We start from the raw sequence: 26,072 nt of genomic DNA on the forward strand, positions 1-26,072 counted from the left end.
TGTTGTTATGCATGCAAGTCTAGAGCTTGCGCTGCACGGAGTTTAAACAGGGATTTTCCGGGCGCAGGTAACAAAGGGACGTACAAATGTCACCACTTGGTGACATAGCGTCCGCTGCCCAATGCACTGGCCAGGCTGGGTGCCAAGGGTAGCGCCGGCAACACGACGGCTTGCCAGGCATGGTACAGGTCCGGTTTGCCCGCCCATATTTTGCTGCTGGGCTGGTTGTGCGGGCTGAGTTCGTGGTGCCAACTGCCATGGAGCCGGTCGATGAAATGGGTTTCGCAAAACTCCCAAAACCGCCGGTACCAGATTTCATAATGCAACTCACCGGTACGCTTGAGCAGCGCCTGGGCCGCAGCGCTGGCTTCGGCATGGGTCCAGTGCAGGCGTTCGCGAACGACCGGGCGGTTGTTCCAATTCAGGGTGTAGACAATGCCCGGCGCACCATCCACCGCCCAGGCATAGTCGCAGGCGCTGGCAAACAGCCCTTGGGCATCGCTCACCAACCAGTCCGGCGTGAACAGCCCGGCTTGCAGGCGCGCGGCCTCCAGGTGCAGTACCAGCCGCGCCCATTCGAAGCCATGGCCGGGGGTGATGCCGTAGGGACGGAAACCGTCGGCGGGGTTGTCTTCATTGTAAGCGGGCAAAGGCTTCCACTGGGCGTCGAAGTGCTCGATCACCATAAAGTGGCTACCGGCGGCGTGGGTGTGGATAACGCGCTCGACGATACGCAACGCGCGGTTCAGCCAGCGCGTGTCACCGGTGACATCGGCCAGGGCGAGGAACGCTTCGGTGGCGTGCATGTTGCTGTTGGCGCCGCGATAGGCTTCGACGCCGCTCCAATCGCGAGCGAAAGATTCGAGCATCACGCCCTCCTCTTCGCTCCAGAAGAACTGGTCGATGATATGGACCGCATCGTTCAACAGGGTGTGTGCACCGGGGGCACCGGCCACCACCGCCGAGCTGGCGGCCAGGGCGACGAAGGCATGCAGGTAAGCGGCCTTGCGGGTATTGCCATCGATGGCATCGGGCGCGGCGAACCAGCCACCGTGTTCGCTATCGTGCAACGGGCCACTGAGGGCCGCGACGCCGTGGGCTACCAGCTCGGCGTAACCGGGCAGCCCCATGGCGTGGGCCATGGCGAAGCTGTGGGTCATACGGGCAGTGTTCATGGTTTCGGCATGGGCATCGGCCGGCAGCTGACCTCGCTCGTCGAGGTTGCCAAAGCCGTGCGGCAGGCGCGAAGCCTTGGCAAATGACAGCAAACGCTGGCCTTCGGCCGCGAGCCAGGCGTGATGGGCAGGTGCGTTCAGCCAACTGCTGGCAGGCAGTGGTTGCATGGTCATGGGGGGCCCTTATTGTTTTTTGTGGGGTGACCGGAGTCTAAACAAGGGCGCGGGAGTGGCAAGTAACGAAGGGGACAAGAAATGTCACCGGGCGGTGACAAAAGTGCGAGCGACATCAATTTACCTGACTAATACAGGTTTAAATGTGGGAGGGGGCTTGCCCCCGATAGCGGTGAGTCAGTCAATATTTCGGTGACTGATACACCGCTATCGGGGGCAAGCCCCCTCCCACAGTTTGGCCTCATTCACAGTCCACAGAACGAGTCATTGACCCAGTGGCGTCGTCGCCGCTGGCGCATTGAGACGTTGATTCAGGTTCTGCACCTGGCTTTGCAAGGTCGTGATATTGCGCGTGGTCTGGATGCGGAACACGTCGAACTCTTTATTGGTCGGTGCATCCGCAGTGGCGGGCTGGTTTTCCTGCGCGCTCTTGAGTACCAGCACGTCCTGCTCAAGACGGGCGATGGCCGCCGTCGGATTGCCTTGCTTCTTCAAGGCCGCCACGTCGTTAGCCAGGTCCTTGGTCTCACCCTGTGTCGCCTTGAGGCTGGCGACCGCATCGGTCAGGGCCTGCACCTGGCCCTGCAATTTGGCATTCGCATTCGCAAGCTCAGTGGTGCTGGCGCTCATCTGTGCCAGGCGCTGGTCCAGCGCGGTGGCTTGGCCGGCCACGCCCACTTGTTGCTTGCCCTGCTCGAGCAACTGGGCTTCCAGCTGCTTGATCTGCAATTTCAGGGCTTCGCTGCCGTTGTTCACATTGGCTTCGCTGGCCACGACCTTGCCGGAAATATCTTGCAGGCGCCCCGCCGCTTCTTCGCTGATACGCGCAAAGCTTTCCTGGGTGGCGACCAGTTGCTGGCCCATCAGGGAAATCTGTTGGAAGCTCCACCAGGCCAGGCCGGCAAAGGCGATCAGCAATGCGCCGACCAACGCCCACAACGGGCCGGTGTTGGCCCGTTTAACCTTGACCACAGGCGTCGTCCGCGAGCGCACCGAGGTGGCGGCAGTCGGCACGAAATCATCATCGTCCCCGGGATCAGCCCGCAGGCTGGGAACGTTGTCGAAGTCGTCTTTAGCATCGTTACGCATGAATCTACCCTGAATCAATGAGATGGCCGGCTGGAAAGCCGAGCGCCGGGAGTATAAACCCTGCGTCCGGCGCATGGGTCGACACGCAACCGGCAATACGGTTTCCGATGTGTTGCTGGTTGTGAGCTTAAGCGTGGCCCGGGGCCTGGGCCTTCCACCAGGTACAGAACTCGTCGAGGGCGCTCCACAGGCTGACCTTGGGCTCATAGTCGAGATAATGCCGCGCCCGGCTGATGTCGAGGGTGAAATTTTTGTTCATGACCTGCATGCCCAGGCGTGACAACGACGGCTCCGGCCGCCCCGGCCACATTGCGCAGAACGCCTCATTCAAAGCCGCCATGCTGTAGGACAAACCATAGGAGCGATAGCGGGTGACCTGCGGCAGGTCCATTTGTCGCATCACGTAGTTGACCACGTCCCACACCGGCACCGGCGTGCCATTGCTGATGTTGTAGGCCTTGCCTAACGCCGACCCAGGCGCCAGCAAACTGCTGAGCAGCGCCTCGTTAAGGTTGTGCACGCTGGTGAAATCAACCTTGTTGAGGCCGTCACCGACGATGGCCAGGCGGTTCTTGCGCTGCATTTTCAACAGGCGCGGGAACAGGCTCATGTCACCGGCACCGGTGACGAAACGCGGGCGCAGGGCCAGCACTTCCAGACCGAATTCCTGGGCCCCGAAGACCTTCTGCTCCGCCAGGTATTTGGTCGCCGCATAAGGATGCTTGAAGCGCTTGGGCACTTGCTCTTCGGTCAGCCCCAAGTGGTCGCGCCCATCGAAATAGATGGAGGGCGAGGACAGATGCACCAACCGCCCGACCCGCTGCTTGAGGCACGCTTCGACGACGTTCTCGGTGACCAGCACATTGCCCTGATGGAAATCCTGATACTTGCCCCACAGCCCGACGGCACCGGCGCAATGCACCACGGCCTCGACATCACGGCACAGCGCGCGCACCAGGTCGGCATCGTTAAGATCACCCTGGATAAACTCAGCCCCGCGCCGCACCAGATGTTCCACACCCTCGGCACGTCGCCCGTTGACCCGCACGTCCAAGCCCTGCTCCAGGGCGAAACGCGCAAAGCGCCCGCCGATGAAGCCGCTTGCGCCGGTGACCAGAATCTTCATGGTGTCTCCTACGGATACAGCTGCAAGCCTCAAGCTGTCAGCTGTAAGTTAAATACGGTCCGCAAGCTCTTCTCTTGCCGCTTGCAGCTTGACGCTCGTCACTGCTGATAGGGCACCAACCATTGCCCACAGACCTGTGCCAGATGCTCGGTCAACAGGCCCAACAGTTGCCCGCCGCTGCGCCAATGATGCCAGTACAGCGGCACGTCGATGGGCTTATCTGGCAGCAATTCGACCAACAGGCCGTTTTGCAGTTGGTCGCGTACCTGCAGTTCGGGTACCAGGCCCCAGCCCAGGCCGGCTTCCGTCAGGCGGATAAAGCCTTCGGACGACGGGCATAAATGGTGCTCGAAACCACCGTTCACCCCGAGCGAAGCCAGGTAACGGTGTTGCAGGAAATCATCCGGCCCGAACACCAGGGCCGGGGTACTGGCCAGTTGGTCGGCCTGCACGCCAGCGGGGAAGTGCCGCGCGATAAACGCGGGGCTGGCCAATGCGCGATAACGCATGGCGCCAAGCACCAGGCTGCGGGCGCCGGCCACCGGGCGCTCGCTGGCGCAGATGCAGGCCGCCACTTCACCGGCGCGCATGCGTTTGAGGCCGACAGTCTGGTCCTCTACCACCAAATCCAGCAGCAAGTGCTGTTCGGCGCAGAAATCACTCACCGCCAGCGCCCACCAGGTGGCGAGGCTGTCGGCGTTCAGCGCGATGCGCAAGCGCTCGGGCATGCCTTCTTCGTCCAACGCGGGCACCTGGCTTTGCAGGTCGCGCTCCAGCAGCCGCACCTGTTGCACATGGTTGAGCAAGCGCCGGCCGATATCGGTGGGGGTCGGCGGCGTTGCCCGTACCAGTACCGGTTGGCCGACGCGCGCTTCCAGCAGCTTGATGCGCTGGGACACGGCCGACTGCGACAGCCCCAGCACCTGCGCGCCGCGCTCGAAGCCCGCCTGTTCCACTACGGCCGCCAACGCGGAAAGCAATTTATAGTCGAACATCAGTTTCTCTAATGAGCGATCAGCAATATTGATTTTTCTTATACAGCCTGTACCCAGAGAATAGCCAGCATCGCTTCTCTTTATAAGGAACCTTCCATGGTTGGCGAAACTTCCCTGGCAACCCTGTTGCGCAGCATGAGCCCTCAGCTCAATGACGGTGACTACGTATTCTGCACCCTGCCCGATCACCGCATTCCGGCCGGTTGCGAGGTGATCGGCAGCTTTCGCGAGCCAGAAGGCCTGACGTTGATCCTGGAGCGCCGGCACGCCGAGCAGGCTGGCCTGGCCTTCGACTATGTGGCGGCATGGATCACCTTGAATGTGCATTCAGCCCTCGAAGCGGTGGGCCTGACCGCTACGTTCGCCAGCGCGCTGGGAAAGGCCGGTATCAGTTGCAACGTGATCGCCGGTTATTACCACGACCACCTGTTTGTCGGTCGCGCGGATGCCGAGCGCGCCATGCATGTGTTGCACCAGTTGGCGGCGGACGCGGAGTAAACCTTATGTGGCAAAGCTATCTGAATGGGCTGTTGGTGTCCCTCGGCCTGATCATGGCGATCGGCAGCCAAAACGCCTTTGTCTTGGCGCAAAGCCTGCGCCGTGAACATCACCTGCCGGTGGCCGCGTTGTGCGTGGTGTGTGATGCCTTGCTGGTGGCAGCCGGCGTATTCGGCCTGGCGACGGTGCTGGCGCAAAGCCCGCTGCTGCTGGGCATTGCCCGTTGGGGCGGCGCGGCGTTCCTGCTGTGGTACGGCACCCTGGCATTGCGTCGAGCGTTTTCGAAACAGAGCCTGGAGCAAGGCGCACACCTCAAAGTGCGCTCATTGCGCGCGGTGTTGCTCAGCGCCCTGGCGGTGACCCTGCTCAACCCCCACGTGTACCTGGACACCGTGCTGTTGATCGGCTCACTGGGCGCGCAGCAAACCGAACCGGGTGCGTATGTAGCGGGCGCCGCCAGCGCTTCGTTGCTGTGGTTCGCCACGCTGGCCCTCGGCGCGGCGTGGTTGGCGCCCTGGCTGGCGCGCCCGGCCACCTGGCGCCTGCTGGACCTGCTGGTGGCCGTGATGATGTTCAGCGTGGCCTACCAATTAATCAGTGCGCCATGAACTTATTCCAAAAGGCTCTGGAACCTCTATCCCACACAGTTGTTGCGTGGTTTTGCCGCACCCCCGGTGCTATGATCCCGAACTTGCGCCGCAAAGAGTACAGACTCGCCGGCGCTTGTTTGGCCGCCCGTGATCGGCCTTGCGCTCACCGCAACTGACCTGATTAGGAGAATCATCATGGCTTTCGAATTGCCGCCGCTGCCCTACGCACACGATGCCCTGCAGCCGCACATCTCCAAGGAAACCCTGGAGTATCACCACGACAAGCACCACAACACCTATGTCGTGAACCTGAACAACCTGGTGCCAGGCACCGAGTTCGAAGGCAAGACCCTGGAAGAAATCGTCAAGTCTTCCTCGGGCGGTATCTTCAACAACGCCGCTCAGGTCTGGAATCACACGTTCTACTGGAACTGCCTGGCGCCAAACGCCGGTGGCCAACCTACCGGCGCACTGGCGGAAGCCATCAACGCTGCGTTCGGTTCGTTCGACAAGTTCAAGGAAGAGTTCAGCAAGACGTCCATCGGCACCTTCGGTTCCGGTTGGGGCTGGCTGGTGAAGAAGGCTGACGGTTCCCTGGCCCTGGCCAGCACCATCGGCGCAGGCAACCCGCTGACCAACGGCGACACCCCGCTGCTGACCTGCGATGTCTGGGAACACGCCTACTACATCGACTACCGCAACGTGCGTCCGAAGTATGTAGAAGCGTTCTGGAACCTGGTCAACTGGAAGTTCGTGGCTGAGCAGTTCGAAGGCAAGACCTTCACTGCCTAAGCAACGCTTGCAGTAGAAAGAGCCCGGCGATTGCCGGGCTTTTTCATGGGCGCTGGAAAGTAGCGAGTTGGTTGGAATCGTGGAACTCGCCGAAGGGAATTTGCCACGCACTGAGTGAGAGGAATAACCCTCTCGCGCTCTTCTGGAGAAAAAAGATGGAAGAAATCGGAAAAGCAGGCGGGCAGATGGCGATGCAACTCATCAGCGGCCTGATGAAAGGTCTTGCCGGTGGTGCAGGTGGCGGCGGCGATGAAGGTGGCGCGAAAGCACCAGAGCGCCCCGGTGAGGACAACATGCCACCGCCACCGCCGAAGATTGATTTTTCAGTCAGTTAATCAATGCGTTTGAAATGCCAAGCTACCGTTGGCATGCAGCGCGTTAGTCAAACAGTCAGACGGCGGAACGAATCCGCCGTTTTTCTGGTTTTTTCCTTCCTGTCAGGCGTGAAGTCACCTTGCGCGCCAATGTTCCTTTGACTGCCATCGCCCGATTGCCAATACTCATGGCATATTGAAGGCCACCCGCATGAGACAAGGAATGCCCCTTTGAAGCTGGAACTCAAAAACAGCTTGTCGGTGAAGTTGCTACGGGTTGTCTTGCTCTCGGCATTGATCGTGGGCGTAGCGCTGAGCGTGGCGCAGATCGTGTTCGATGCCTACAAGACGCGCCAGGCCGTGGCCGGTGATGCCCAACGTATTCTCGACATGTTTCGCGACCCCTCGACCCAGGCGGTGTATAGCCTGGACCGCGAAATGGGCATGCAGGTGATCGAAGGATTGTTCCAGGATGACGCCGTGCGCGTCGCGTCCATCGGTCACCCCAACGAAACCATGCTCGCGGAAAAAAGCCGCGCCTTGCAGCACTCTTCGAGCCGCTGGTTGACCGACCTGATTCTCGGGCAGGAGCGCACTTTCACCACCGCACTGGTCGGCAAGGGCCCCTACAGCGAGTATTACGGCGACCTGAGCATTACCCTCGACACCGCCACCTACGGCGAAGGTTTTATTGTCAGCTCAGTGATCATCTTTATTTCCGGCGTGCTGCGCGCCCTGGCCATGGGCCTGGTGCTGTACCTGGTGTATCACTGGCTGCTGACCAAACCGCTGTCGCGGATTATCGAACACCTGACGTCGATCAACCCGGACCGGCCCAGCGAGCACAAGATCCCGCAGCTCAAGGGGCATGAACGTAATGAGCTGGGCCTGTGGATAAACACCGCCAACCAGTTGCTTGAATCCATCGAACGCAACACCCACCTGCGCCACGCGGCCGAGTCCAGCCTGTTGCGCATGGCCCAGTATGACTTTCTCACCGGCCTGCCGAACCGCCAGAAGTTGCAGGAGCAACTGGACAGGATCCTGACCGATGCCGGCCGTCGCCAGCGACGGGTGGCGGTGTTGTGCGTGGGGTTGGATGACTTCAAGAGCGTCAACGAACAATTCACCTATCAGAACGGTGACAAACTGCTGCTGGCGCTGGCCGATCGTTTGCGCGCCCATAGCGGTCGCCTCGGCGCGCTCGCGCGCCTGGGGGGCGACCAGTTCGCCCTGGTGCAAGCCGATATCGACCAGCCCTACGAAGCCGCCGAACTGGCGCAAAGCATTCTGGATGACCTGGAAGCGGAATTCGCCCTCGACCAGGACCAGATTCGTTTGCGCGCCACCATCGGCATCACCTTGTTCCCGGAAGACGGCGACAGCACGGAGAAATTGCTGCAGAAAGCCGAACAGACCATGACCCTGGCCAAAAGCCGCTCGCGCAACCGTTATCAGTTCTATATCGCCAGCGTCGACAGCGAAATGCGTCGGCGCCGTGAGCTGGAAAAAGACCTGCGCGATGCCTTGAGCCGCGACCAGTTCCACTTGGTGTACCAACCGCAGATCAGCTATCGCGACCTGCGCGTGGTCGGTGTAGAGGCGTTGATTCGCTGGCAGCACCCGGAACACGGCCTGGTTCCGCCAGACCTGTTCATCCCGCTGGCGGAGCAGAATGGCACCATCATTCCCATCGGCGAATGGGTGCTTGACCAGGCGTGCCGCCAACTGCGCGAATGGCATGATCAGGGTTTCACCGAGCTGCGCATGGCGGTCAACCTGTCCACCGTGCAGTTGCACCACACCGAGTTGCCGCGGGTGGTCAACAACCTGATGCAGATTTACCGCCTGCCGCCGCGCAGCCTGGAGCTGGAAGTCACCGAAACGGGCCTGATGGAAGACATCAGCACCGCGGCCCAACACCTGCTGAGCCTGCGTCGTTCGGGGGCGCTGATCGCCATCGATGACTTCGGCACCGGTTATTCATCCCTCAGTTACCTCAAAAGCCTGCCGCTGGACAAGATCAAGATCGACAAGAGCTTCGTCCAGGACCTGCTGGACGTAGACGACGATGCGACCATCGTGCGGGCGATCATCCAACTGGGCAAAAGCCTGGGCATGCAGGTGATTGCCGAAGGCGTGGAGACCGCCGAACAGGAGGCCTACATCATTTCCGAGGGCTGCCATGAAGGCCAGGGTTACTACTACAGCAAACCGCTGCCGGCCCGGGAGTTGGCGGCTTACTTGAAGCAATCGGAACGCAATAACGCGGCGATTCTTTGAGCGGGCCGAACGATTCCAAATATTTCACGCGTATAAGCCTTTACACAAAATGCAAATCTTTCGCATTATGTCGCAGCTTTTGCGCCCGCGCGCGCGCCCTATCAACAACCGAAGCAGGATGTTCGCCATGATTCGTATGCCCCTGGCCACCGCCAGTCTGCTGGCTATCGCCATTTCTCTCGCCGGTTGTGGCGAAGGTAAAGACAAGGCCGCCGCGCCTCAGGCGCCTGCCGCTGCCAGCACTACCGCCCCAGCGCCCGCCGCGCCTGCGGGCCAGGTCGACGAGGCTGCCGCCAAGGCCGTGGTCGCGCATTACGCAGACATGGTGTTTGCGGTGTACAGCGACGCCGAGTCCACCGCGAAAACCCTGCAGACCGCCATCGACACCTTCCTGGCCAACCCGAACGACGACACGCTCAAAGCGGCCCGTACCGCCTGGATCGCTGCGCGCGTACCTTACCTGCAGAGTGAAGTGTTCCGCTTCGGCAACACCATCATCGACGACTGGGAAGGCCAGGTGAACGCCTGGCCCCTGGACGAGGGGCTGATCGACTATGTCGACAAATCCTACGAACACGCACTGGGCAATCCAGGCGCCAACGCCAACATCATCGCCAACACCGAGGTCCAGGTCGGCGAAGACAAGGTCGACGTCAAGGAGATCACCCCGGAAAAACTCGCGAGCCTCAATGAGCTGGGCGGTTCCGAAGCCAACGTCGCCACCGGCTATCACGCCATCGAATTCCTGCTCTGGGGCCAGGACCTCAACGGTACCGGTCCAGGCGCCGGGAACCGCCCGGCCTCGGATTACATGACCGGTGACGGTGCCACCGGCGGCCACAACGAGCGTCGTCGTACCTACCTGCGCGCCGTAACCCAGCTGCTGGTCAGCGACCTGCAGGAAATGGTCGGCAACTGGAAGCCCAACGTCGAAGACAACTACCGCGCCACCCTGGAGTCGGAACCGGCTACCGACGGCCTGCGCAAAATGTTGTTCGGCATGGGCAGCCTGTCCCTCGGCGAGCTGGCAGGCGAACGCATGAAGGTGTCCCTGGAGGCCAACTCGCCGGAAGACGAACAGGACTGCTTCAGCGACAACACGCATAACTCGCACTTCTATGACGCCAAGGGCATCCGCAACGTCTACCTGGGCGAGTACACCCGCGTCGACGGCAACAAGCTGACCGGCCCGAGCCTGTCGTCCCTGGTCGCGAAAGCCGACCCGGCGGCCGATGCAGCCCTCAAGGCTGACCTGGCGGCGACCGAAGCGAAGATCCAGGTGATGGTTGACCACGCCGCCAAGGGCGAGCACTACGACCAGTTGATCGCAGCCGGTAACGATGCGGGTAACCAGATCGTGCGTGACGCAATCGCTGCGCTGGTCAAGCAGACCGGTTCAATCGAAGCCGCTGCGGGCAAACTGGGCATCAGCGACCTGAACCCGGACAGCGCTGATCACGAGTTCTGATCAAGGCGCAGTTGAATGAGGCGACCTTTGGGTCGCCTTTTTTGCGCCATCTTCACCACAAAACCTATGTGGGAGGGGGCTTGCTCCGGTACAAACCGGGGACATCGTTTACATTTCTAACCGGGGACATGGTTTACAGGTTAATACGCATGATCAGGAGGTAACTGATCATGCCCTGGAACCAAGAGTCTCCGATGAATCAACGAATCAAACTGGTCGCTGACTGGCTTTCTGGTAACTACACCAAAAGCCAGCTGGCGCGCCGCTTTAACGTAAGTCGGCCTACCGTCGACAAATGGATCGGCCGGCACAATGGCGATTTAAAGTCGTTAGCCGAACTGTCCCGACGCCCTCACAACAGCCCCAATAAAACCGACGATGAAATCCTGGCCCGTGTGGTGGCGATGAAGGAGGCGCACGATAAATGGGGTCCGAAGAAGCTTCTCGAGCTATTGCGACTTGAAGATCCCTCCATCGCCTGGCCTTCCCCAAGTACAGCAGGCCAATGGCTTGATCGACTTGGGCTCGTCCAAAAGCGGCGCTTCAAGCGCAGACACGGTACTTCCCCTGTAGTAATGCGCGAGGCCAACGAACCTAACCAGACGTGGTGCGCCGACTACAAAGGGCAATTCAAAATGCATAACGCGCAGATGTGCTTCCCTTTGACCATCACAGACCACGCTTCCCGGATGATTTTGGCGTGCAGGGCTCATTCAAAGATCAAGACTGAACCTGTTAAACAAGCCTTTGAGAGACTGTTTCAGGAGTACGGCATGCCCGAAGTTATTCGGTCGGACAACGGTGTTCCGTTTGCCTCTCCTGGCCTGGCAAGAATATCCACGCTGGCAGTTTGGTGGATACGTCTGGGCATCTATCCGGAGCGCACCATGCCAGGAAGACCGGCCCAAAATGGTCGCCATGAGCGGATGCACCGTAGCTTGAAACTGGAGCTGCCCTTAGGAGAAAACTTAATCGAGCAGCAGCTTTTGCTGGAGCATTTCAGGCATGAGTTCAATTACGTGCGCCCTCATGAAGCGCTCGGTATGAAGCGTCCAGGGGACGTGTATGTGCCGTCTACGCGGATTTACCCAGGATGCTTGCCGGATGTGGAGTATCCGTCCGAAATGAAAGTTCGAAGCGTCAGACAGGACGGATCGATCAAGTGGAACGGCAAGTTGGTATTTATCAGCGAGGCGCTGTCAGGGGAGCAGATAGGGCTTAAAGAGGCTGAGGATGATGTTTGGGATTTGTACTTGTGTGATTATCCCCTGGGAAGGCTTGGGCGAGGTATGACCCGCGTCCAAGCCTCAAATGTGTAAACGATGTCCCCGGTTTCAGATGTAAACGATGTCTACGGTTCTACATCCCGATAGCGGTGTGTCAGTGACAAATGTATTTGCTGACCCGGCGTCATCGGGAGCAAGCCCCCTCCCACAATTTGCGCTATGTCGCGTCCAAACCCTCGGTTTACAAGACCGGCACCGCAGGTAGAATGGCGCCACCCCCACACCTGAGCGAACTTCATGGCGTTGCCGACCCTGCGCATCATCGGTTTCATCATCGGCATCTTCCTGATCACGCTTGCGATCGCCATGGTCGTGCCCATGGCCACCCTGGTGATCTTCGAACGCACCGGCGACCTGCCGTCTTTCCTGTGGGCCAGCATGATCACCTTTATCGCCGGCCTGGCCCTGGTCATTCCCGGTCGCCCCGAGCATGTGCACCTGCGCCCGCGGGACATGTACCTGCTGACGGTGACAAGCTGGGTGGTGGTGTGCGTGTTCGCGGCGCTGCCGTTTTTGCTGACCCAGCACATCAGCTACACCGACTCGTTTTTTGAAAGCATGTCCGGCATCACGGCCACCGGGTCCACGGTATTGAGTGGGCTGGACAGCATGTCGCCGGGCATCCTGATGTGGCGCTCGCTGTTGCACTGGCTCGGCGGTATCGGCTTTATCGGCATGGCGGTGGCGATCCTGCCACTGCTGCGCATCGGCGGCATGCGCCTGTTCCAGACCGAATCTTCGGACCGTTCGGAAAAGGTCATGCCACGCTCCCATATGGTGGCGCGGCTGATCGTTGCGGCGTATGTGGGCATCACCATCCTCGGCAGCCTGGCGTTCTGGTGGGCCGGGATGGGGTTGTTCGATGCGATCAACCACGCCATGTCGGCGATTTCCACTGGTGGGTTTTCCACCTCCGATGAATCCCTGGCGCACTGGAAGCAACCGGCGGTGCACTGGGTAGCGGTAGTGGTGATGATCCTCGGCAGCTTGCCGTTCACCCTGTATGTGGCGACATTGCGCGGCAACCGCCAGGCGCTGATCAAGGACCAGCAGGTGCAGGGTTTGCTCGGCCTGCTGCTGGTGACCTGGCTGGTGCTCGGCACCTGGTATTGGTGGACCACCAACCTGCACTGGCTGGACGCCCTGCGCCATGTGGCGTTGAACGTTACCTCGGTGGTAACCACCACCGGTTTCGCGCTGGGGGACTACAGCCTCTGGGGCAATTTCTCACTGATGCTGTTCTTCTACCTGGGCTTTATCGGCGGCTGTTCGGGCTCGACCGCCGGCGGGATCAAGATCTTCCGCTTCCAGGTTGCCTATATCCTGCTCAAGGCCAACCTTAACCAGCTGATTCACCCACGCGCGGTGATCAAACAGAAGTACAACGGCCATCGTCTCGATGAAGAAATCGTACGCTCGATCCTGACCTTTTCGTTTTTCTTCGCCATCACCATCTGCGCCATCGCGCTGGCCCTGTCACTGCTGGGGCTGGACTGGATGACCGCGTTGACCGGCGCGGCCAGCACTGTATCCGGCGTCGGCCCCGGCCTGGGTGAAACCATCGGCCCGGCCGGCAACTTCGCCAGCCTGCCGGATGCGGCCAAGTGGATTCTGTCGCTGGGCATGCTGCTGGGGCGGCTGGAAATTATTACGGTGTTTGTGCTTTGTATTCCGGCGTTCTGGCGTCACTGACGCTCGACGCTTGCAGCAACCGCGCCCGGTATTCGCCGGGCGTGGCGTCAAACCAGCGGCGAAACGCGCGAAAGAAGTTGCTCGGGTCGGCGAACCCCAACAGGTAGGCAATTTCCAGCAAGGTCATGCTCGGCTGCGCCAGGTATTGCTCGGCCAGCTCGCGGCGGGTGTCATCGAGCAGGGTCTGGAAGCTGGTGCCCTCCTCCTGCAAACGCCGCTGCAAGGTACGCTGGGACAGGTGCAACGTCTGCGCCACCACTTCGCGCTTGGGTTCGCCCTGGGGCAGCAGGCGGCACAGCACTTGCCGTGCCTTGTGAGTCACGCGGCTTTCGGAAAAGCGCGCCAGGTATTCTCCGGCAAAACGATCATGCAGCAGCGCCATGGCCTCGTTGGCCGTGGGCAGCGGGGCATCCATGTCAGCCTGTTCGAAAATCAGCGCGTCATAGGGCGCATTGAATTCCAGCGGCGCATGGAACACCTGTTTATAGGGCGCCAGGTCGACCGGCTGAGCGCCTTGCAACAGTACTTTACGCGGTTGCAGGGTTCGCCCGGTGAGCCAGCCGCACAGCGCCAACGCGCTGGCCAGCGAGGCTTCGGCGCTTTGCCGGGTGGGCGGCAGATGGTCGCCGTGCACTGTCAGAATCAGCGCATACCCCTCGGGTAACAAGCGGAAGCTCAAGTCGGCGCTTTCGGCGATGATGCGCTGGTAACGCACCAGGCGCCCGAAGCCTTCGGCCAGGGTGTTGCTGGACATCAAGGCATAACCGGCCACATGAAACGATGCCGGGCGCACCACTTTCCCCATGTTCAGGCCAATTGCCGGGTTGCCCGACACCTCCACCGCGCGCTGCCACAAACGGGTCATGGCGTCTTGCGCAAACCGTGCGTCGGGATCACTGAGGGCGGCGTAGTCCAGCCCCAGTTGCTGGAACAGGGCCCGGCAATCCAGGCCGTCCATTTCCAAGGCCTTGACTATCCCCATCGCCCAGCTTGCAGAAGTTGTTCGTTCGCTCATGGCGTCTTCTTGAAAAAAGCGGGCCTGAATGGCAGGCCAGGAAGGCAAGGATACTAAAGTGGCATCTATTGTCACTGGCTGTAACCATCGATCACTCTAGACTCCAATAAGCTCCCCGCCGAACATCTGTTGGGCGGCATAACAATCAAAGGGCCGGCCACAGTGGAAAACCTCAAGCGATTCAATAGCTTCGCCGAGTTTTACCCGTATTACCTGACGGAGCACGGCAACAGCACCTGCCGACGCCTGCATTTTATCGGCACCACCCTCGTGATCGGCATTCTGGCGTACGCCCTGGGTCGCGGCTCGCTGGGCCTGCTGCTGGCCGTGCCGATTGCCGGCTACAGCTTTGCCTGGATCGGCCACTTCTTCTTTGAAAAAAACCGCCCGGCTACCTTGCAGCACCCGTTTTACAGCCTGCTGGGTGATTTTGTGATGTATCGCGACATGATCCTGGGCAAGGTGCCGTTCTAGTTTTCGTGGATATAAAAGTCTATTTGTCATTTACAGTGCTGTATCCTGCCAAGGCTTTTTGAGAGCGCGCAATCACCCGCGATTTAAAACAGACCTTGCGAGGAGCGACGACGATGCACGAGATACCTAATCTCCCCTTCCCAAGCCTGCACCCAACAGAGCAGCCAACACCGCAGCAGGCCAGCCCAAAGCAGCCTGAGGCCAAACAAGCCAAACCAGTCGACAGCAAACGCCAGGGCTGACGCCGTACCAGACCGTGTGGAAAGCGCCATTTCAAGCGTTTTCCACACTGCCTGAACCCTGGGATACCCGCCATGACCGACACCCTTCCCGATTCCCCGGACACCGCCGTCCTCGACGCTGCCTTGCACATGGTCGAGGTGTGGAACCGCCTCAGCGCGGACAAACAAGCCACATTGCTCAAGCGCTTCGGCACCCAGGAAAACGCCTTGGCCGCCCTGGTCACCACCCAATTGCTGGCCCCTGCGAAAACCTGAGGTCTTCCCGGTCTGAGGTTTTTGCGCTTTAGCGCCCTACGCGAGCCAAACCACCGGTATCATTAGCAGCCTATCTTTACCTGCTGCGACAGTGGACCTCTCCCATGCCAGATACCCAGCGCCCCATGGCGGTCACGCTGCAAGTCGTTTCCATCGTGCTGTTCACCTTTATCGGTTACCTGAACATCGGCATCCCCCTGGCCGTTTTGCCGGGCTATGTGCATAGCGAACTGGGCTATGGCGCGGTGATTGCCGGCCTGGTGATCAGCGTGCAGTACCTGGCCACCCTGCTGAGCCGCCCGTATGCGGGCAAAATCATCGACAACCTGGGCAGCAAGCGCGCGGTGCTGATCGGCCTTGCGGGGTGTGGCTTGAGCGGTGTGTTCATGCTGCTCGCGGCATGGTTTTCAAGCCTGCCGGCCTTGAGCCTCGCCAGCCTGCTGATCGGCCGCCTGGTGTTGGGCAGTGCTGAAAGCCTGGTGGGCTCGGGCGCCATCGGGTGGGGCATCGGCCGGGTCGGCGCGGCGAACACCGCCAAGGTCATCTCCTGGAATGGCATCGCCAGTTATGGCGCCTTGGCGGTCGGTGCGCCGTTGGGCGTATTACTGGTAAGAAATTTCGGACTGTGGAGCATGGGCGTCAGCATCCTCCTGCTGGCGGCAATCGGCCTATTGCTGGCCTGGAACAAGGTTGCCGCGCCCATCGTGACCGGCGTGCGCCTGCCGTTCATGAACGTGCTGGGCCGCGTATTGCCGCACGGCTGCGCGCTGGCGTTGGGTTCTATCGGCTTTGGCACCATCGCAACCTTTATCACTTTGTATTACACCACCCAGCATTGGGATAACGCGGTGTGGGCCTTGAGCTTGTTTGGCGCCAGCTTTATCGGTGCGCGCCTGCTGTTCGGCAACCTGATCAACCGTATCGGCGGGTTTCGCGTGGCGATTGCCTGCCTGTCGGTGGAGATCCTTGGGCTGTTGTTGCTGTGGCTGGCGCCGGACGCCAACCTGGCCCTGGCGGGCGCGGCGTTGAGCGGGTTTGGCTTTTCCCTGGTATTTCCGGCGCTGGGGGTGGAAGCGGTCAACCTGGTGCCCGCCTCAAGTCGCGGTTCGGCGGTGGGGGCTTATTCGTTGTTCATCGACTTATCGCTGGGTATCACCGGGCCATTGGCCGGGGCTGTGGCGGCAGGCTTCGGCTTTGCGTCGATCTTCCTGTTCGCCGCCCTCGCCGCCCTGGGTGGCTTGCTGCTGAGTGTGTACCTGTACCGCCAGGCGCCCAAGGCCCGCGAAGCACGCGAGGCCTAGAAGTCGACCTTGCCGCGCCCGGCCTTGATGCTGCCACGCTTGGTCTTGGATTCGAGGCGACGCTTTTTCGAGCCCAGGGTCGGCTTGGTCGGGCGGCGTTTCTTCTCGACCTTGGTGGCGCTGAGGATCAACTCCACCAGGCGCTCCAGCGCATCGGCGCGGTTCTGTTCCTGGGTGCGATATTGCTGGGCCTTGAGCACCAGCACGCCATCACTGGTGATACGGCTGTCGCGTAATGCCAACAGCCGCTCCTTGTAGAATTCCGGCAGCGACGATGCGGGAATATCAAAACGCAGGTGCACCGCGCTGGAAACCTTGTTGACGTTCTGCCCCCCGGCGCCCTGGGCGCGAATGGCGGTCAGCTCGATTTCGGCGTCGGGCAAGTGCACGTTGTCGGAAATTACCAGCATTGGAACAGGTCCGTGATTCAGGCCGACCAGCATACGCGAACACGCCCCTTCACGGCATCGGCATCACCTATACATCGCCATACAGACGCGGGTTACTGACGGTTGGTGAACGCCGTCTCCAACTGTGCCTGTGCCAGCTGTGTCGACCTGATCATGGCGCCACGGTCTGTAGGTTTTTCATTGTTGAGCGTCATTTCAACCCCAGATACCACTTCCGGGTAGGAATGAGAAAAGATCATCGAAGGCTCAACATGCTTGGGCGGCAAACCGTGTAGATCATGACGCATCTCGTCGTAGAACCCTTGAGCGGTATCCGCGATTTTGTTGCGCATCAGATTAAACATCAGTCCGGTCAAGCCTTCGCGCCCCTGGGTTTCAGTCATCCCCTGCGGCCACATTGACTGGCCCTGCGAACGGGCAGCGTAACGAAGGGTAGAGGCGACATCTGATGCGCTACCCGACGTCCCCAACATGACCGAGGCGCCCAAAGCGTCCCGCACTTGGGTGCCCAAGTCGTTGCGCAAATCGGTGCCGTGAAGATCATCGAAGTGATTGGTCTTTTTACCGTCTACCAATCGATTGGCAGAAACACGTCCCTGGGAGGCGTTTGCGTCGATATTCGCAAGCAGCGGGTCATGTTTTTTCAGCGTCTCGCCAAGTATCTTGATGCCGAACGTTACCTCCGCACCCTCGCGCGCTTGCTCATGGGTCAGCGGTCCCTGCTCTGCGTTGACCAGCATCGCATGCAGGCTTTTCATCCTCATCAGCGTCCCCGGATGATCCTTGCCAGCCAGAAAAACGTTATCGGGATCATTGTCCGGCGCGAGCAGCTCTTTATGTAATTGCTCGCGAAAAGCAGGATTGGTCGTCGACTCGGCCCACAACCCGCGAATCAGATGCACCATGTGAGAAGACAAGCGCGTTGCTGGCGAGTCTTCACGCAGCAGGTCCTTTTCAACGCCCAAATCAACGGCCATTTCGGCCTCTATATTTTTGAAGAAATTCTTCGCACGGCGCTCGAGATTTTCTTTGCTTTCATAGTTTACGTTCTGCAACGTATCGTTGATAAAAGCGCTGACCAGCGAATGCTTGTCTGCCGGTGTGTAATTTTCCCCAGCGACAGAAACACCCGTATGGGGTTTCGAAACCACTTTCTTAGCGGTATCAGCCGCTTGTTCATACGCAGAGACGGCTATGAATGGGTGGGCGGGAACAGCGGATAATTCCGGCATTTGATACTCCAGAAGATTAAAGATCGTAAAGGCTCCACGACTCTATTGGTCACCTACCCGCACCAGGTTCCTCGGCCTGCCCCCCGCGCTGTAACAAACATCAACATCACTTGGCCTTGGCGGCCGCCATAAAAAACCCGGCGATGCGCCGGGTTCTTTTATTCAAGGGTTGCCGCCCTACTCCAGTACGGTCTGTGATGTGCCCAAGGCGGCCAGTGCCTTACGCTTGTTTTTCAACCAATAGCACAGAGCCATAAACGCTACCCACACCGGAATCGCATACACCGACACCTGGATACCCGGAATCATCAGCATGATCACCAGGATAAACACCACGAACGCCAGGCAGACGCAGTTGCCATATGGGTACCACAGCGCCTTGAACAGCGGCACCTGGCCGGTGCGGTCCATGTGCTGACGGAATTTGAAGTGGGAGAAGCTGATCATCGCCCAGTTGATCACCAACGTGGCCACTACCAGCGACATCAGCAACTCCAGCGCGTGTTGCGGGATGAAGTAGTTCATCAACACCGCTACCAGCGTAACGGCCGCCGACGCCAGGATCGAACGCACCGGCACCCCACGCTTGTCGATCTTGGCCAGCGCTTTCGGCGCGTCACCCTGCTCGGCCATGCCCAACAGCATGCGGCTGTTGCAGTAGGTGCCGCTGTTGTAAACCGACAGCGCCGCCGTCAATACCACGAAGTTGAGAATATGCGCGGCGGTGTTGCTGCCCAGCATCGAGAACACTTGCACGAAAGGGCTGCCGCTGTAGGCATCGCCCGATGCATTAAGGGTGGCCAGCAGGCTGTCCCACGGCGTCAGCGACAACAGCACCACCAGCGCGCCGATGTAGAAAATCAGGATGCGGTAGATCACCTGATTGATCGCCTTGGGGATCACGGTGCGTGGCTGGTCCGCTTCGGCGGCGGTAAACCCGAGCATTTCCAGGCCACCGAAGGAAAACATGATGATCGCCATGGCCATCACTAATCCGCCCACGCCATGGGGGAAGAAGCCGCCGTGGTCCCACAGGTTGCTCACCGAAGCTTGCGGACCACCGCTGCCACTGACCAGCAGGTAGCTGCCCAGGGCAATCATGCCGACGATGGCCACTACCTTGATGATCGCGAACCAGAACTCGGCTTCACCGAAGACTTTGACGTTGGCCAGGTTGATCAGGTTGATCAGCACGAAGAACGCCGCCGCCGAGACCCAGGTCGGAATCTCCGGCCACCAGTAGTGCACGTATTTGCCGACTGCGGTCAGCTCCGACATCCCCACCAGGATGTACAGGATCCAGCAGTTCCAGCCCGACAGGAAACCGGCGAAACCGCCCCAATACTTGTGGGCAAAATGGCTGAAGGAACCGGCGACCGGCTCTTCGACGATCATTTCGCCGAGCTGGCGCATGATCATGAAGGCGATAAAGCCACAGATGGCATAGCCCAGGATCATCGACGGGCCGGCAGACTTGAGTACCCCGGCCGAGCCGAGGAACAGGCCGGTGCCGATGGCGCCACCGAGGGCGATCAACTGGATATGCCGATTTTTCAGGCCGCGTTTCAGCTCGCCTGAAGAGGAATGGGGTCCACTCATGAAAAAGGTCTCACGCAAGGTTTGAAGAGGTTGAATGCAGGTTGCTGCCTTGAATTACCGACTCAAGCAGCGCCGCTCAAACCCCAGCGCAGGCACCAGGAGTACAGCGTCTTTCTAGCGGTCATGCGTCACCTGTTTGTTTTTATCTGTGACGAAATCGAACCCGTCTGGCTCGTGGCCGGACGGAGTGATCAGGGCGGATACACCCTGGGTCTTGGCCTTTGCGTGGATACGCAAGAGGAGGTCACAGTAAAACGCGGCGCATTGTACACCGCTCGACAGCTTCGGCACGCACCAGGAACGTGCACCCGACAATCTGTCAGGTATTCCTTACAGGGGATTTCCACCCAAAGCGCGCAGGCCGACAACGTAAACTTAACGTTACGCAGCGGAAAATTGGCTTTACGGTCAGGCTCAAATGACGGTTTACGGAAAATTGTCAGTCGGACTCATCTGAAGAATCGGTTCAGCCAATCCGCTGTTTTACCTGGATAAAAAATAACGTCAAAAAAACGGAAGAAAAAATCCAAATGAAACCGTGTCAATAAATATTTTGCATTTTGAAACACTCTCTCCTAGGTTCTCTTCACTTGCCTGCGAGCCGCTGGCAAGCCGTTCTCAAACAACGTCCTCTAGGAGATACACCATGCAAGCACTGGAAAAAGACCTGGAAACTGAACTGCAACTCGACGATTGGTTTGAAGCGCCGACCCATGAGGCCGCCGTTGAAATGATGCAAGCTGATGCCGTTGTGCCATTTGGCACCGCGATGTGGCCTTTCTAACACCCGGCAGGCATCCGGCAGGTGTCGTGCACGGCACCTGCCCCCTTACCCAAGGCACAGAAGGACACTCGTCATGGACAAGGCCCGCGCTGTCGAACATTTTCTCTATTACCTCGCTCACCATCCGGCTCTTCAGGGCCTGAGCCGCCCTACCGTGCTGCTGGGCCATACCGAACGCTACGATGCCATCGCCCAGGCAATCACCCAAGGCAGCGCCGCCCGTTTCAATTTCCAGGTGCAGCGCCTGGACCTGAGCGCCAGCGAATCCCTGGCCCAGGCCATCGAAGCCTGCGACCTGTACCTGTTTCTCTACGATTCCTCGACCCTGCCCAACCCGCGTGCCGAAGGCCCGGACTTCATCCGCGCGTTGCACGGCGTCATGGCCGAACATTGGAAAAAGTCGCTGCTGTTCAAGGACTACGGCGACTATTTCTACGACACTTTCAGCGTCGAACCGCAGCGCATCGCCGACCTCAACGCCACGTTGATCCGGCGCATGTCCGAGGCCAGCGTGCTGAGCTTCACCGACAAGCACGGCTCACGCCTTGAAGCACCTATGAGCAGCATCAAGAAGTGGACCAATATCAACGGCGTCGGCAACCACGACCTGGCCCCTGGCGAGATCGCCACCCACAGCGAAGCCATCAACGGGCAAGTGCGGTTTGTCGGCACCTTTCTCAGCACCATCCCCTTTGCGCGCAAATACGGCGTGCTGGAGTCCCCCCTGGAACTGTGGATCGAGAACTCCACCATCTGCAGCGTGGCCAGCGAGGTGCCGGGGCTGGCGGATGACTTCAACAAGTACCTCAACGCCAACCCGTCCAACCGCCGTGTGGAGGAATTGGGGATTGGCACCAATGAAGGCGTGAAGGATTTGTATGCGCGCAACGCAGGCTTTGAAGAGCGCCATTGCGGCTTGCACCTGGGGTTGGGTGGCGGGCAGAAAGGCAGCCATCACCTGGATTTGATCTTTGCCAGCGGCGTGTTGGCGCTGGATGACAAGCCGGTGTTTGATGGGACGTTTGCCTTTTGAGCAAAGGACTCGAAAACACTGGAGACCCAATTGTGGGAGGGGGCTTGCCCCCGATTGCGGTATGCCAGCCAGCCATTTTTTAACTGACAGACCGTTATCGGGGGCAAGCCCCCTCCCACAGTTGAGTGCATTTCAATTCCAGATCGCAAAAAAAACGCCAACCCGAAGGTTGGCGTTTTTTGTGCAGCGCTTAAGACATCACTGCGGCTTCTTGCGACCAAACCCAGGACGCTGGCCGGAACCGGCCGGCGCGCCACGGCGCTTGCCCGATGGCTCGTCCGCCACCAGTTTCGGCCCAGGGCGCTTGTTAGCCGCTGGCTTGGCTGGACGCTTGGTGCTGGCGTTGTCGGCGGGGCGCTCCGCTTCACCACGGTTGCTGCGACCACCGGTTGGGGCTGGGCGCGGCGTACGTGGCGTGCGGTCACCTTCCTGACGCGATGGCGCGGTTGGACGACGCTCACCTTCGATCTGCGGCTCACGCGAGATGCGACCACCAGTGGCCGGGGCGTTCAACGCCGGGCGCACGGTGCGCGCAACACGTTCGGTACGGGCCACCGGGCGCGACGACTTACGCTGCATACGCTCGAGCTTGTCTTTGCTCTTGGCGTTCATCTGCGGCATGGCCACCGGCGTCAGGCCAACTTCGGCACTGAGAATGTCGACTTCGTACTGGCTCATTTCGCGCCAGCGGCCCATCGGCAGGTCGGAGTTCAGGAACACCGGGCCGAAACGCACGCGCTTGAGGCGGCTGACCACCAGGCCCTGGGATTCCCAGAGGCGACGCACTTCGCGGTTACGGCCTTCCATCACCACGCAGTGGTACCAGTGGTTGAACCCTTCGCCACCTGGCGCCTGCTTGATGTCGGTGAACTTGGCCGGGCCGTCTTCCAGCACCACGCCGGCCTTGAGGCGTTCGATCATCTCGTCATCGACTTCACCGCGTACACGCACGGCGTATTCACGGTCCATCTCGTAGGACGGGTGCATCAGGCGGTTGGCCAACTCACCGTCGGTGGTGAACATCAGCAGGCCCGTGGTGTTGATGTCGAGGCGACCGATGTTGATCCAGCGGCCCTCTTTGGGCTTGGGCATCTTGTCGAACACGGTCGGACGGCCTTCCGGGTCGTCACGGGTGCAGATCTCGCCATCGGGCTTGTTGTACATGATCACGCGGCGTACCGATTCGGCCGCCTCTTCACGCTTGATGACTTTGCCATCGATGGTGATTGCATCGTGCAGGTCGACGCGCTGGCCAAGGGTGGCCTCGACGCCGTTGACCTTGATGCGCTTCTGGGTGATCCAGGCTTCGACGTCGCGGCGCGAGCCCACGCCGATACGCGCCAGCACCTTTTGCAGTTTTTCGCCTGCTGGGCCGATTTCCTGGCTGTCGTTCTGGTCTTTGTCGTTCATCTTAAGCACCTCCCGGTGGGTCGATTCAGGCGTGGCCTGAAGAGTGTTGAAAGCGGGGCTTTGGCCGAATAGCTCGGCAAAGGGTCGCGAATCATACGCGCATGCTGCGCGTTGCGCATCAGAGACTAGCCGATCCAGGCACAATCATTTGCTTTTCCGCCGGCCGGTGGCGCCCAGGGCCAGCAGGCGCAGCTCGGCTTCGGCCAGCACCGTGCGCTTGTCGACTTTGTCGAGTTTCTTCCAGGCACGGATTTCGCGCTTGCTGCGGCCACAGCCGACGCAGATGTCGTGTTTGAACTTGCAGATGCTGATGCAGGGGTCTTTGGTGGAAGTCATCGCTAAGGCTCTCGTTTCCACGCTTCGCGTGGTAATGCATCCCGTGACGCTCCGCGTCACAGCGGACGCGGAGCGTCCAAGGCGACATTCCCACGCGGAGCGCGGGAACGATCATTGCGTCAGTCTTCGAATTGGCGGCGTTCGTTTTCGATGGCCTCGGCCAGCGCCCGGGCTTCGTCTTCCTCATCGCTCAACGGCGGCTGCTCAAGGGCCGCGACGGCGGCCAGCAGTTTTTCCCGGGCATCGGCAACACCGAGGATGTCTTCTTCGACGTCAGGCTCGGGCTCAACGTTCACCTGAATCTCAGGCTCTACGGCGCCATCGCGCAGCACATCATCAAAATCGGTCTTGATGCCCTGCTCCATGTCGTCCAGTTCCAACAGCAACGTATGGAAACTGGTTTCGTCTTTCGGCTCTTCCGGCTCGGCGCTGGCGTCGGCCAGTTCCTGCAAGCTGGCCGGTACCGGCGCGTCGTCGAAGTCGAGCACCGGTTCGGCTTCCATCTCGCGCAGTTCGGCCAAGGGCGGCAGGTCGTCGAGGTTTTTCAGGTTGAAGTGGTCGAGGAACACCTTGGTGGTGGCGAACATCGCCGGTTTGCCCGGCACGTCACGGTAGCCGACGATGCGGATCCACTCGCGCTCCAGCAACGTCTTGACGATATGGCTGTTGACCGCCACGCCCCGCACATCTTCGATCTCGCCCCGAGTGATCGGCTGGCGATAGGCGATCAACGCCATGGTCTCCAGCATCGCCCGTGAATAACGCTGCGGGCGTTCTTCCCACAAGCGCCCCACCCAAGGGGAAAACTTCTCGCGGATCTGCAGGCGATAACCCGACGCCACTTCACGCAGTTCAAAGGCGCGACCGTCACAGGACTTGCGCAGGATCTCCAGCGCCTTCTTGAACACCGCAGGTTCGGGACGTTCGGCCTCTTCAAAGAGTTCGAACAGGCGCTCCAAAGATTGCGGCTTGCCCGAGGCCAGGAGAAAAGCTTCCAGCAAGGGTGCCAGTTCGCGGGGTTCAGTCAGATTCATCGATTCAGCTCGTTATTCGGCTCGCGCCCGCACATGGATAGCCGCAAACGGCTCATTCTGGACCAGCTCGACCAAGGACTCCTTGACCAGCTCCAGGATCGCCATGAAAGTCACCACCACGCCCAGGCGCCCTTCCTCTGCGGTGAACAGCTCGACAAACGGCACAAACCCGCCGCCCTTGAGACGCTCCAGCACATCGCTCATACGCTCGCGGGTGGACAGGGCTTCGCGGCTGACCTGGTGGCTTTCAAACATATCGCCACGGCGCAGCACCTCGGCCATGGACATCAGCAACTCTTCCAGGCTCACATCGGGCAACAGTTTGCGCGCGCGGGCTTCCGGGGCATCCAGCTTGGGCACCACCACATCGCGGCCTACGCGGCTCAAACCGTCGATCCCTTCGGCGGCCGCCTTGAAGCGCTCGTATTCCTGCAGGCGCCGGATCAGTTCGGCGCGCGGGTCATCTTCTTCGGCCTCGACCGTCTCCGCGCGCGGCAGCAGCATGCGCGACTTGATCTCGGCGAGCATGGCGGCCATCACCAGGTATTCGGCGGCCAGCTCCAGGCGCACCGACTGCATCAATTCGACATAGCCCATGTACTGCCGGGTGATTTCCGCCACGGGAATATCGAGGATGTTGATGTTCTGTTTGCGGATCAGGTACAGCAGCAGGTCCAGCGGGCCTTCGAAAGCTTCAAGGAAGACTTCCAGGGCGTCCGGCGGGATGTACAGGTCCAGGGGCATTTCCAGGACCGCCTGGCCATAGACCATCGCGAAGGGCAGTTCCTGCTGGGCCCCCGCCTGGGAATCGACGGTTTCCACGACCGACATTCAGGCCTCGACCATGAACGGCGTCGGGTCGCCGCACCCTACACGCACCACTTGCGGCTCGCCATCGGCCAGGTTGATCACGGTGGAGGCTTTGTTGCCGCCGTAGCCACCGTCGATGATCAAGTCGACATGTTTCTCCAACAGGCGGCGCATTTCGTAAGGGTCATACAGCGGCTCGGTTTCGCCGGGCAGGATCAGCGACACGCTCATCAGCGGCTCGCCCAGTTCGGCCAGCAGCGCCAGGGCGATCGGGTGTTCCGGCACACGCAGGCCGATGGTGCGTTTTTTCGGGTGCAGCAACAGGCGCGGCACCTCGCGGGTGGCGTTGAGAATGAAGGTGTACGGCCCAGGCGTATGGGCCTTGAGCAAGCGGAAGGTGCCGGTGTCGACCTTGGCGAACAGCCCAAGCTGGGACAAGTCGCTGCAGATCAGCGCAAAGTTGTGCTTGTCATCCAGTTGGCGCAGGCGTCTTACGCGCTCGACCGCGCCCTTGTCGCCGATCTGGCAACCGATGGCATAGGACGAATCCGTTGGATAGATCACCACGCCGCCGGCGCGAATGATTTCCACGGCCTGTTTGATCAGGCGCGCCTGGGGGTTTTCCGGATGAATCTGGAAGAATTGACTCACGAGC

The 26,072-nt window shown here is 60.2% G+C and carries 26 protein-coding genes; 13 read left to right on the top strand and 13 right to left on the bottom strand.

The genetic code is table 11. From position 1 onward, the window contains the following. Positions 1-89 precede the first annotated feature (89 nt). The 4 genes from C4J91_RS21330 to C4J91_RS21345 form a co-directional block, all read right to left on the bottom strand. Positions 90-1,349 (bottom strand): AGE family epimerase/isomerase, encoded by a 1,260-nt coding sequence (locus C4J91_RS21330; protein WP_124364125.1) that lies wholly within the window; start codon positions 1,347-1,349, stop codon positions 90-92. A gap of 264 nt (positions 1,350-1,613) precedes the next feature. Further along, positions 1,614-2,438, bottom strand: coding sequence for an ATPase (locus C4J91_RS21335; protein WP_124364126.1), 825 nt, complete (start codon positions 2,436-2,438; stop codon positions 1,614-1,616). Between the two features lie 127 nt (positions 2,439-2,565). Further along, positions 2,566-3,564 (bottom strand): NAD(P)-dependent oxidoreductase, encoded by a 999-nt coding sequence (locus C4J91_RS21340; RefSeq protein WP_124364127.1) that lies wholly within the window; start codon positions 3,562-3,564, stop codon positions 2,566-2,568. 98 nt (positions 3,565-3,662) lie between these two features. Next, positions 3,663-4,559: a LysR family transcriptional regulator ArgP gene (locus C4J91_RS21345; protein ID WP_124364128.1), complete on the bottom strand. Its 897-nt coding sequence runs from the start codon at positions 4,557-4,559 to the stop codon at positions 3,663-3,665. A gap of 96 nt (positions 4,560-4,655) precedes the next feature. Here C4J91_RS21345 and C4J91_RS21350 point away from each other — a divergent pair, with 96 nt between their 5' ends. The 8 genes from C4J91_RS21350 to C4J91_RS21385 all read left to right on the top strand — a co-directional run bounded on the left by C4J91_RS21350 (position 4,656) and on the right by C4J91_RS21385 (position 13,482). Continuing rightward, complete coding sequence (locus tag C4J91_RS21350) at positions 4,656-5,057, top strand: ACT domain-containing protein (RefSeq protein WP_124364129.1); 402 nt, start codon at positions 4,656-4,658, stop codon at positions 5,055-5,057. A 5-nt stretch (positions 5,058-5,062) separates the two neighbouring features. Continuing rightward, positions 5,063-5,665: a LysE/ArgO family amino acid transporter gene (locus tag C4J91_RS21355; RefSeq protein WP_124364130.1), complete on the top strand. Its 603-nt coding sequence runs from the start codon at positions 5,063-5,065 to the stop codon at positions 5,663-5,665. 177 nt (positions 5,666-5,842) lie between these two features. After that, on the top strand, positions 5,843-6,439 hold the full coding sequence (locus C4J91_RS21360) for a superoxide dismutase (RefSeq protein ID WP_065949384.1): 597 nt from the start codon (positions 5,843-5,845) through the stop codon (positions 6,437-6,439). A gap of 155 nt (positions 6,440-6,594) precedes the next feature. Continuing rightward, positions 6,595-6,774, top strand: a complete 180-nt coding sequence (locus C4J91_RS21365; protein WP_104504514.1) for a hypothetical protein — start codon at positions 6,595-6,597, stop codon at positions 6,772-6,774. A gap of 210 nt (positions 6,775-6,984) precedes the next feature. Further along, on the top strand, positions 6,985-9,036 hold the full coding sequence (locus C4J91_RS21370; protein ID WP_124364131.1) for a bifunctional diguanylate cyclase/phosphodiesterase: 2,052 nt from the start codon (positions 6,985-6,987) through the stop codon (positions 9,034-9,036). Positions 9,037-9,163: 127 nt separating this feature from the next. Further along, positions 9,164-10,504 carry an imelysin family protein gene (locus C4J91_RS21375; protein WP_124364132.1) on the top strand — a complete coding sequence of 447 codons (1,341 nt, stop codon included), beginning with the start codon at positions 9,164-9,166 and terminating at the stop codon, positions 10,502-10,504. Between the two features lie 170 nt (positions 10,505-10,674). Next, entirely contained in the window at positions 10,675-11,823 is a 1,149-nt protein-coding gene (locus C4J91_RS21380) for a DDE-type integrase/transposase/recombinase (RefSeq protein WP_124364133.1), read from the top strand. Between the two features lie 204 nt (positions 11,824-12,027). Further along, entirely contained in the window at positions 12,028-13,482 is a 1,455-nt protein-coding gene (locus C4J91_RS21385) for a TrkH family potassium uptake protein (RefSeq protein ID WP_124364134.1), read from the top strand. On the opposite strand, the gene C4J91_RS21390 is transcribed toward C4J91_RS21385, so the two are convergent. Then, a complete protein-coding gene (locus tag C4J91_RS21390; RefSeq protein ID WP_124364135.1) occupies positions 13,439-14,497 on the bottom strand; it encodes an AraC family transcriptional regulator in 1,059 nt (352 codons plus the stop codon). The genes C4J91_RS21385 and C4J91_RS21390 overlap by 44 nt on opposite strands. Positions 14,498-14,659: 162 nt before the next feature. Between C4J91_RS21390 and C4J91_RS21395 the strand changes: the two genes are divergently transcribed. The 3 genes from C4J91_RS21395 (at position 14,660) to C4J91_RS21405 (ending at position 16,769) form a co-directional block, all read left to right on the top strand. After that, positions 14,660-14,971 (top strand): DUF962 domain-containing protein, encoded by a 312-nt coding sequence (locus tag C4J91_RS21395; RefSeq protein WP_124364136.1) that lies wholly within the window; start codon positions 14,660-14,662, stop codon positions 14,969-14,971. Between the two features lie 314 nt (positions 14,972-15,285). Beyond that, on the top strand, positions 15,286-15,468 hold the full coding sequence (locus C4J91_RS21400; protein WP_124364137.1) for a hypothetical protein: 183 nt from the start codon (positions 15,286-15,288) through the stop codon (positions 15,466-15,468). Positions 15,469-15,572: 104 nt separating this feature from the next. After that, a complete protein-coding gene (locus tag C4J91_RS21405) occupies positions 15,573-16,769 on the top strand; it encodes an MFS transporter (RefSeq protein WP_124364138.1) in 1,197 nt (398 codons plus the stop codon). Here the strand turns inward: C4J91_RS21405 and arfB are convergent. From arfB to C4J91_RS21420, 3 genes are all read right to left on the bottom strand, one after another. Continuing rightward, positions 16,766-17,179 (bottom strand): alternative ribosome rescue aminoacyl-tRNA hydrolase ArfB, encoded by a 414-nt coding sequence (gene arfB, locus C4J91_RS21410; protein WP_124364139.1) that lies wholly within the window; start codon positions 17,177-17,179, stop codon positions 16,766-16,768. The two genes, C4J91_RS21405 and arfB, sit on opposite strands and share 4 nt — an antisense overlap. Positions 17,180-17,271: 92 nt before the next feature. Then, a complete protein-coding gene (locus C4J91_RS21415) occupies positions 17,272-18,411 on the bottom strand; it encodes a hypothetical protein (RefSeq protein WP_124364140.1) in 1,140 nt (379 codons plus the stop codon). A gap of 177 nt (positions 18,412-18,588) precedes the next feature. After that, on the bottom strand, positions 18,589-20,010 hold the full coding sequence (locus C4J91_RS21420; RefSeq protein ID WP_124364141.1) for an amino acid permease: 1,422 nt from the start codon (positions 20,008-20,010) through the stop codon (positions 18,589-18,591). 646 nt (positions 20,011-20,656) lie between these two features. Between C4J91_RS21420 and C4J91_RS27640 the strand changes: the two genes are divergently transcribed. Next, on the top strand, positions 20,657-20,794 hold the full coding sequence (locus tag C4J91_RS27640) for a hypothetical protein (protein WP_003237751.1): 138 nt from the start codon (positions 20,657-20,659) through the stop codon (positions 20,792-20,794). Positions 20,795-20,867: 73 nt separating this feature from the next. After that, positions 20,868-21,827, top strand: coding sequence for a leucyl aminopeptidase (locus C4J91_RS21425; RefSeq protein WP_124364142.1), 960 nt, complete (start codon positions 20,868-20,870; stop codon positions 21,825-21,827). A gap of 198 nt (positions 21,828-22,025) precedes the next feature. Here the strand turns inward: C4J91_RS21425 and rluB are convergent, their stop codons facing one another. The 5 genes from rluB to C4J91_RS21450 all read right to left on the bottom strand — a co-directional run bounded on the left by rluB (position 22,026) and on the right by C4J91_RS21450 (position 26,068). Next, positions 22,026-23,237, bottom strand: coding sequence for a 23S rRNA pseudouridine(2605) synthase RluB (gene rluB / locus C4J91_RS21430; RefSeq protein ID WP_124364143.1), 1,212 nt, complete (start codon positions 23,235-23,237; stop codon positions 22,026-22,028). A 144-nt stretch (positions 23,238-23,381) separates the two neighbouring features. Next, positions 23,382-23,573, bottom strand: coding sequence for a DUF1289 domain-containing protein (locus C4J91_RS21435; RefSeq protein ID WP_124364144.1), 192 nt, complete (start codon positions 23,571-23,573; stop codon positions 23,382-23,384). A gap of 119 nt (positions 23,574-23,692) precedes the next feature. After that, positions 23,693-24,607, bottom strand: coding sequence for an SMC-Scp complex subunit ScpB (gene scpB, locus C4J91_RS21440; protein ID WP_124364145.1), 915 nt, complete (start codon positions 24,605-24,607; stop codon positions 23,693-23,695). 12 nt (positions 24,608-24,619) lie between these two features. Beyond that, complete coding sequence (locus C4J91_RS21445; protein ID WP_177412781.1) at positions 24,620-25,318, bottom strand: ScpA family protein; 699 nt, start codon at positions 25,316-25,318, stop codon at positions 24,620-24,622. 120 nt (positions 25,319-25,438) lie between these two features. After that, the gene (locus C4J91_RS21450; protein ID WP_124364147.1) at positions 25,439-26,068 is read right to left on the bottom strand and encodes an L-threonylcarbamoyladenylate synthase; all 630 of its coding nucleotides are present in this window, start codon (positions 26,066-26,068) and stop codon (positions 25,439-25,441) included. Positions 26,069-26,072 lie beyond the last annotated feature (4 nt).

The sequence above is a fragment of the Pseudomonas sp. R3-52-08 genome, from assembly GCF_003851745.1.
Taxonomy (GTDB): Bacteria; Pseudomonadota; Gammaproteobacteria; order Pseudomonadales; family Pseudomonadaceae; genus Aquipseudomonas.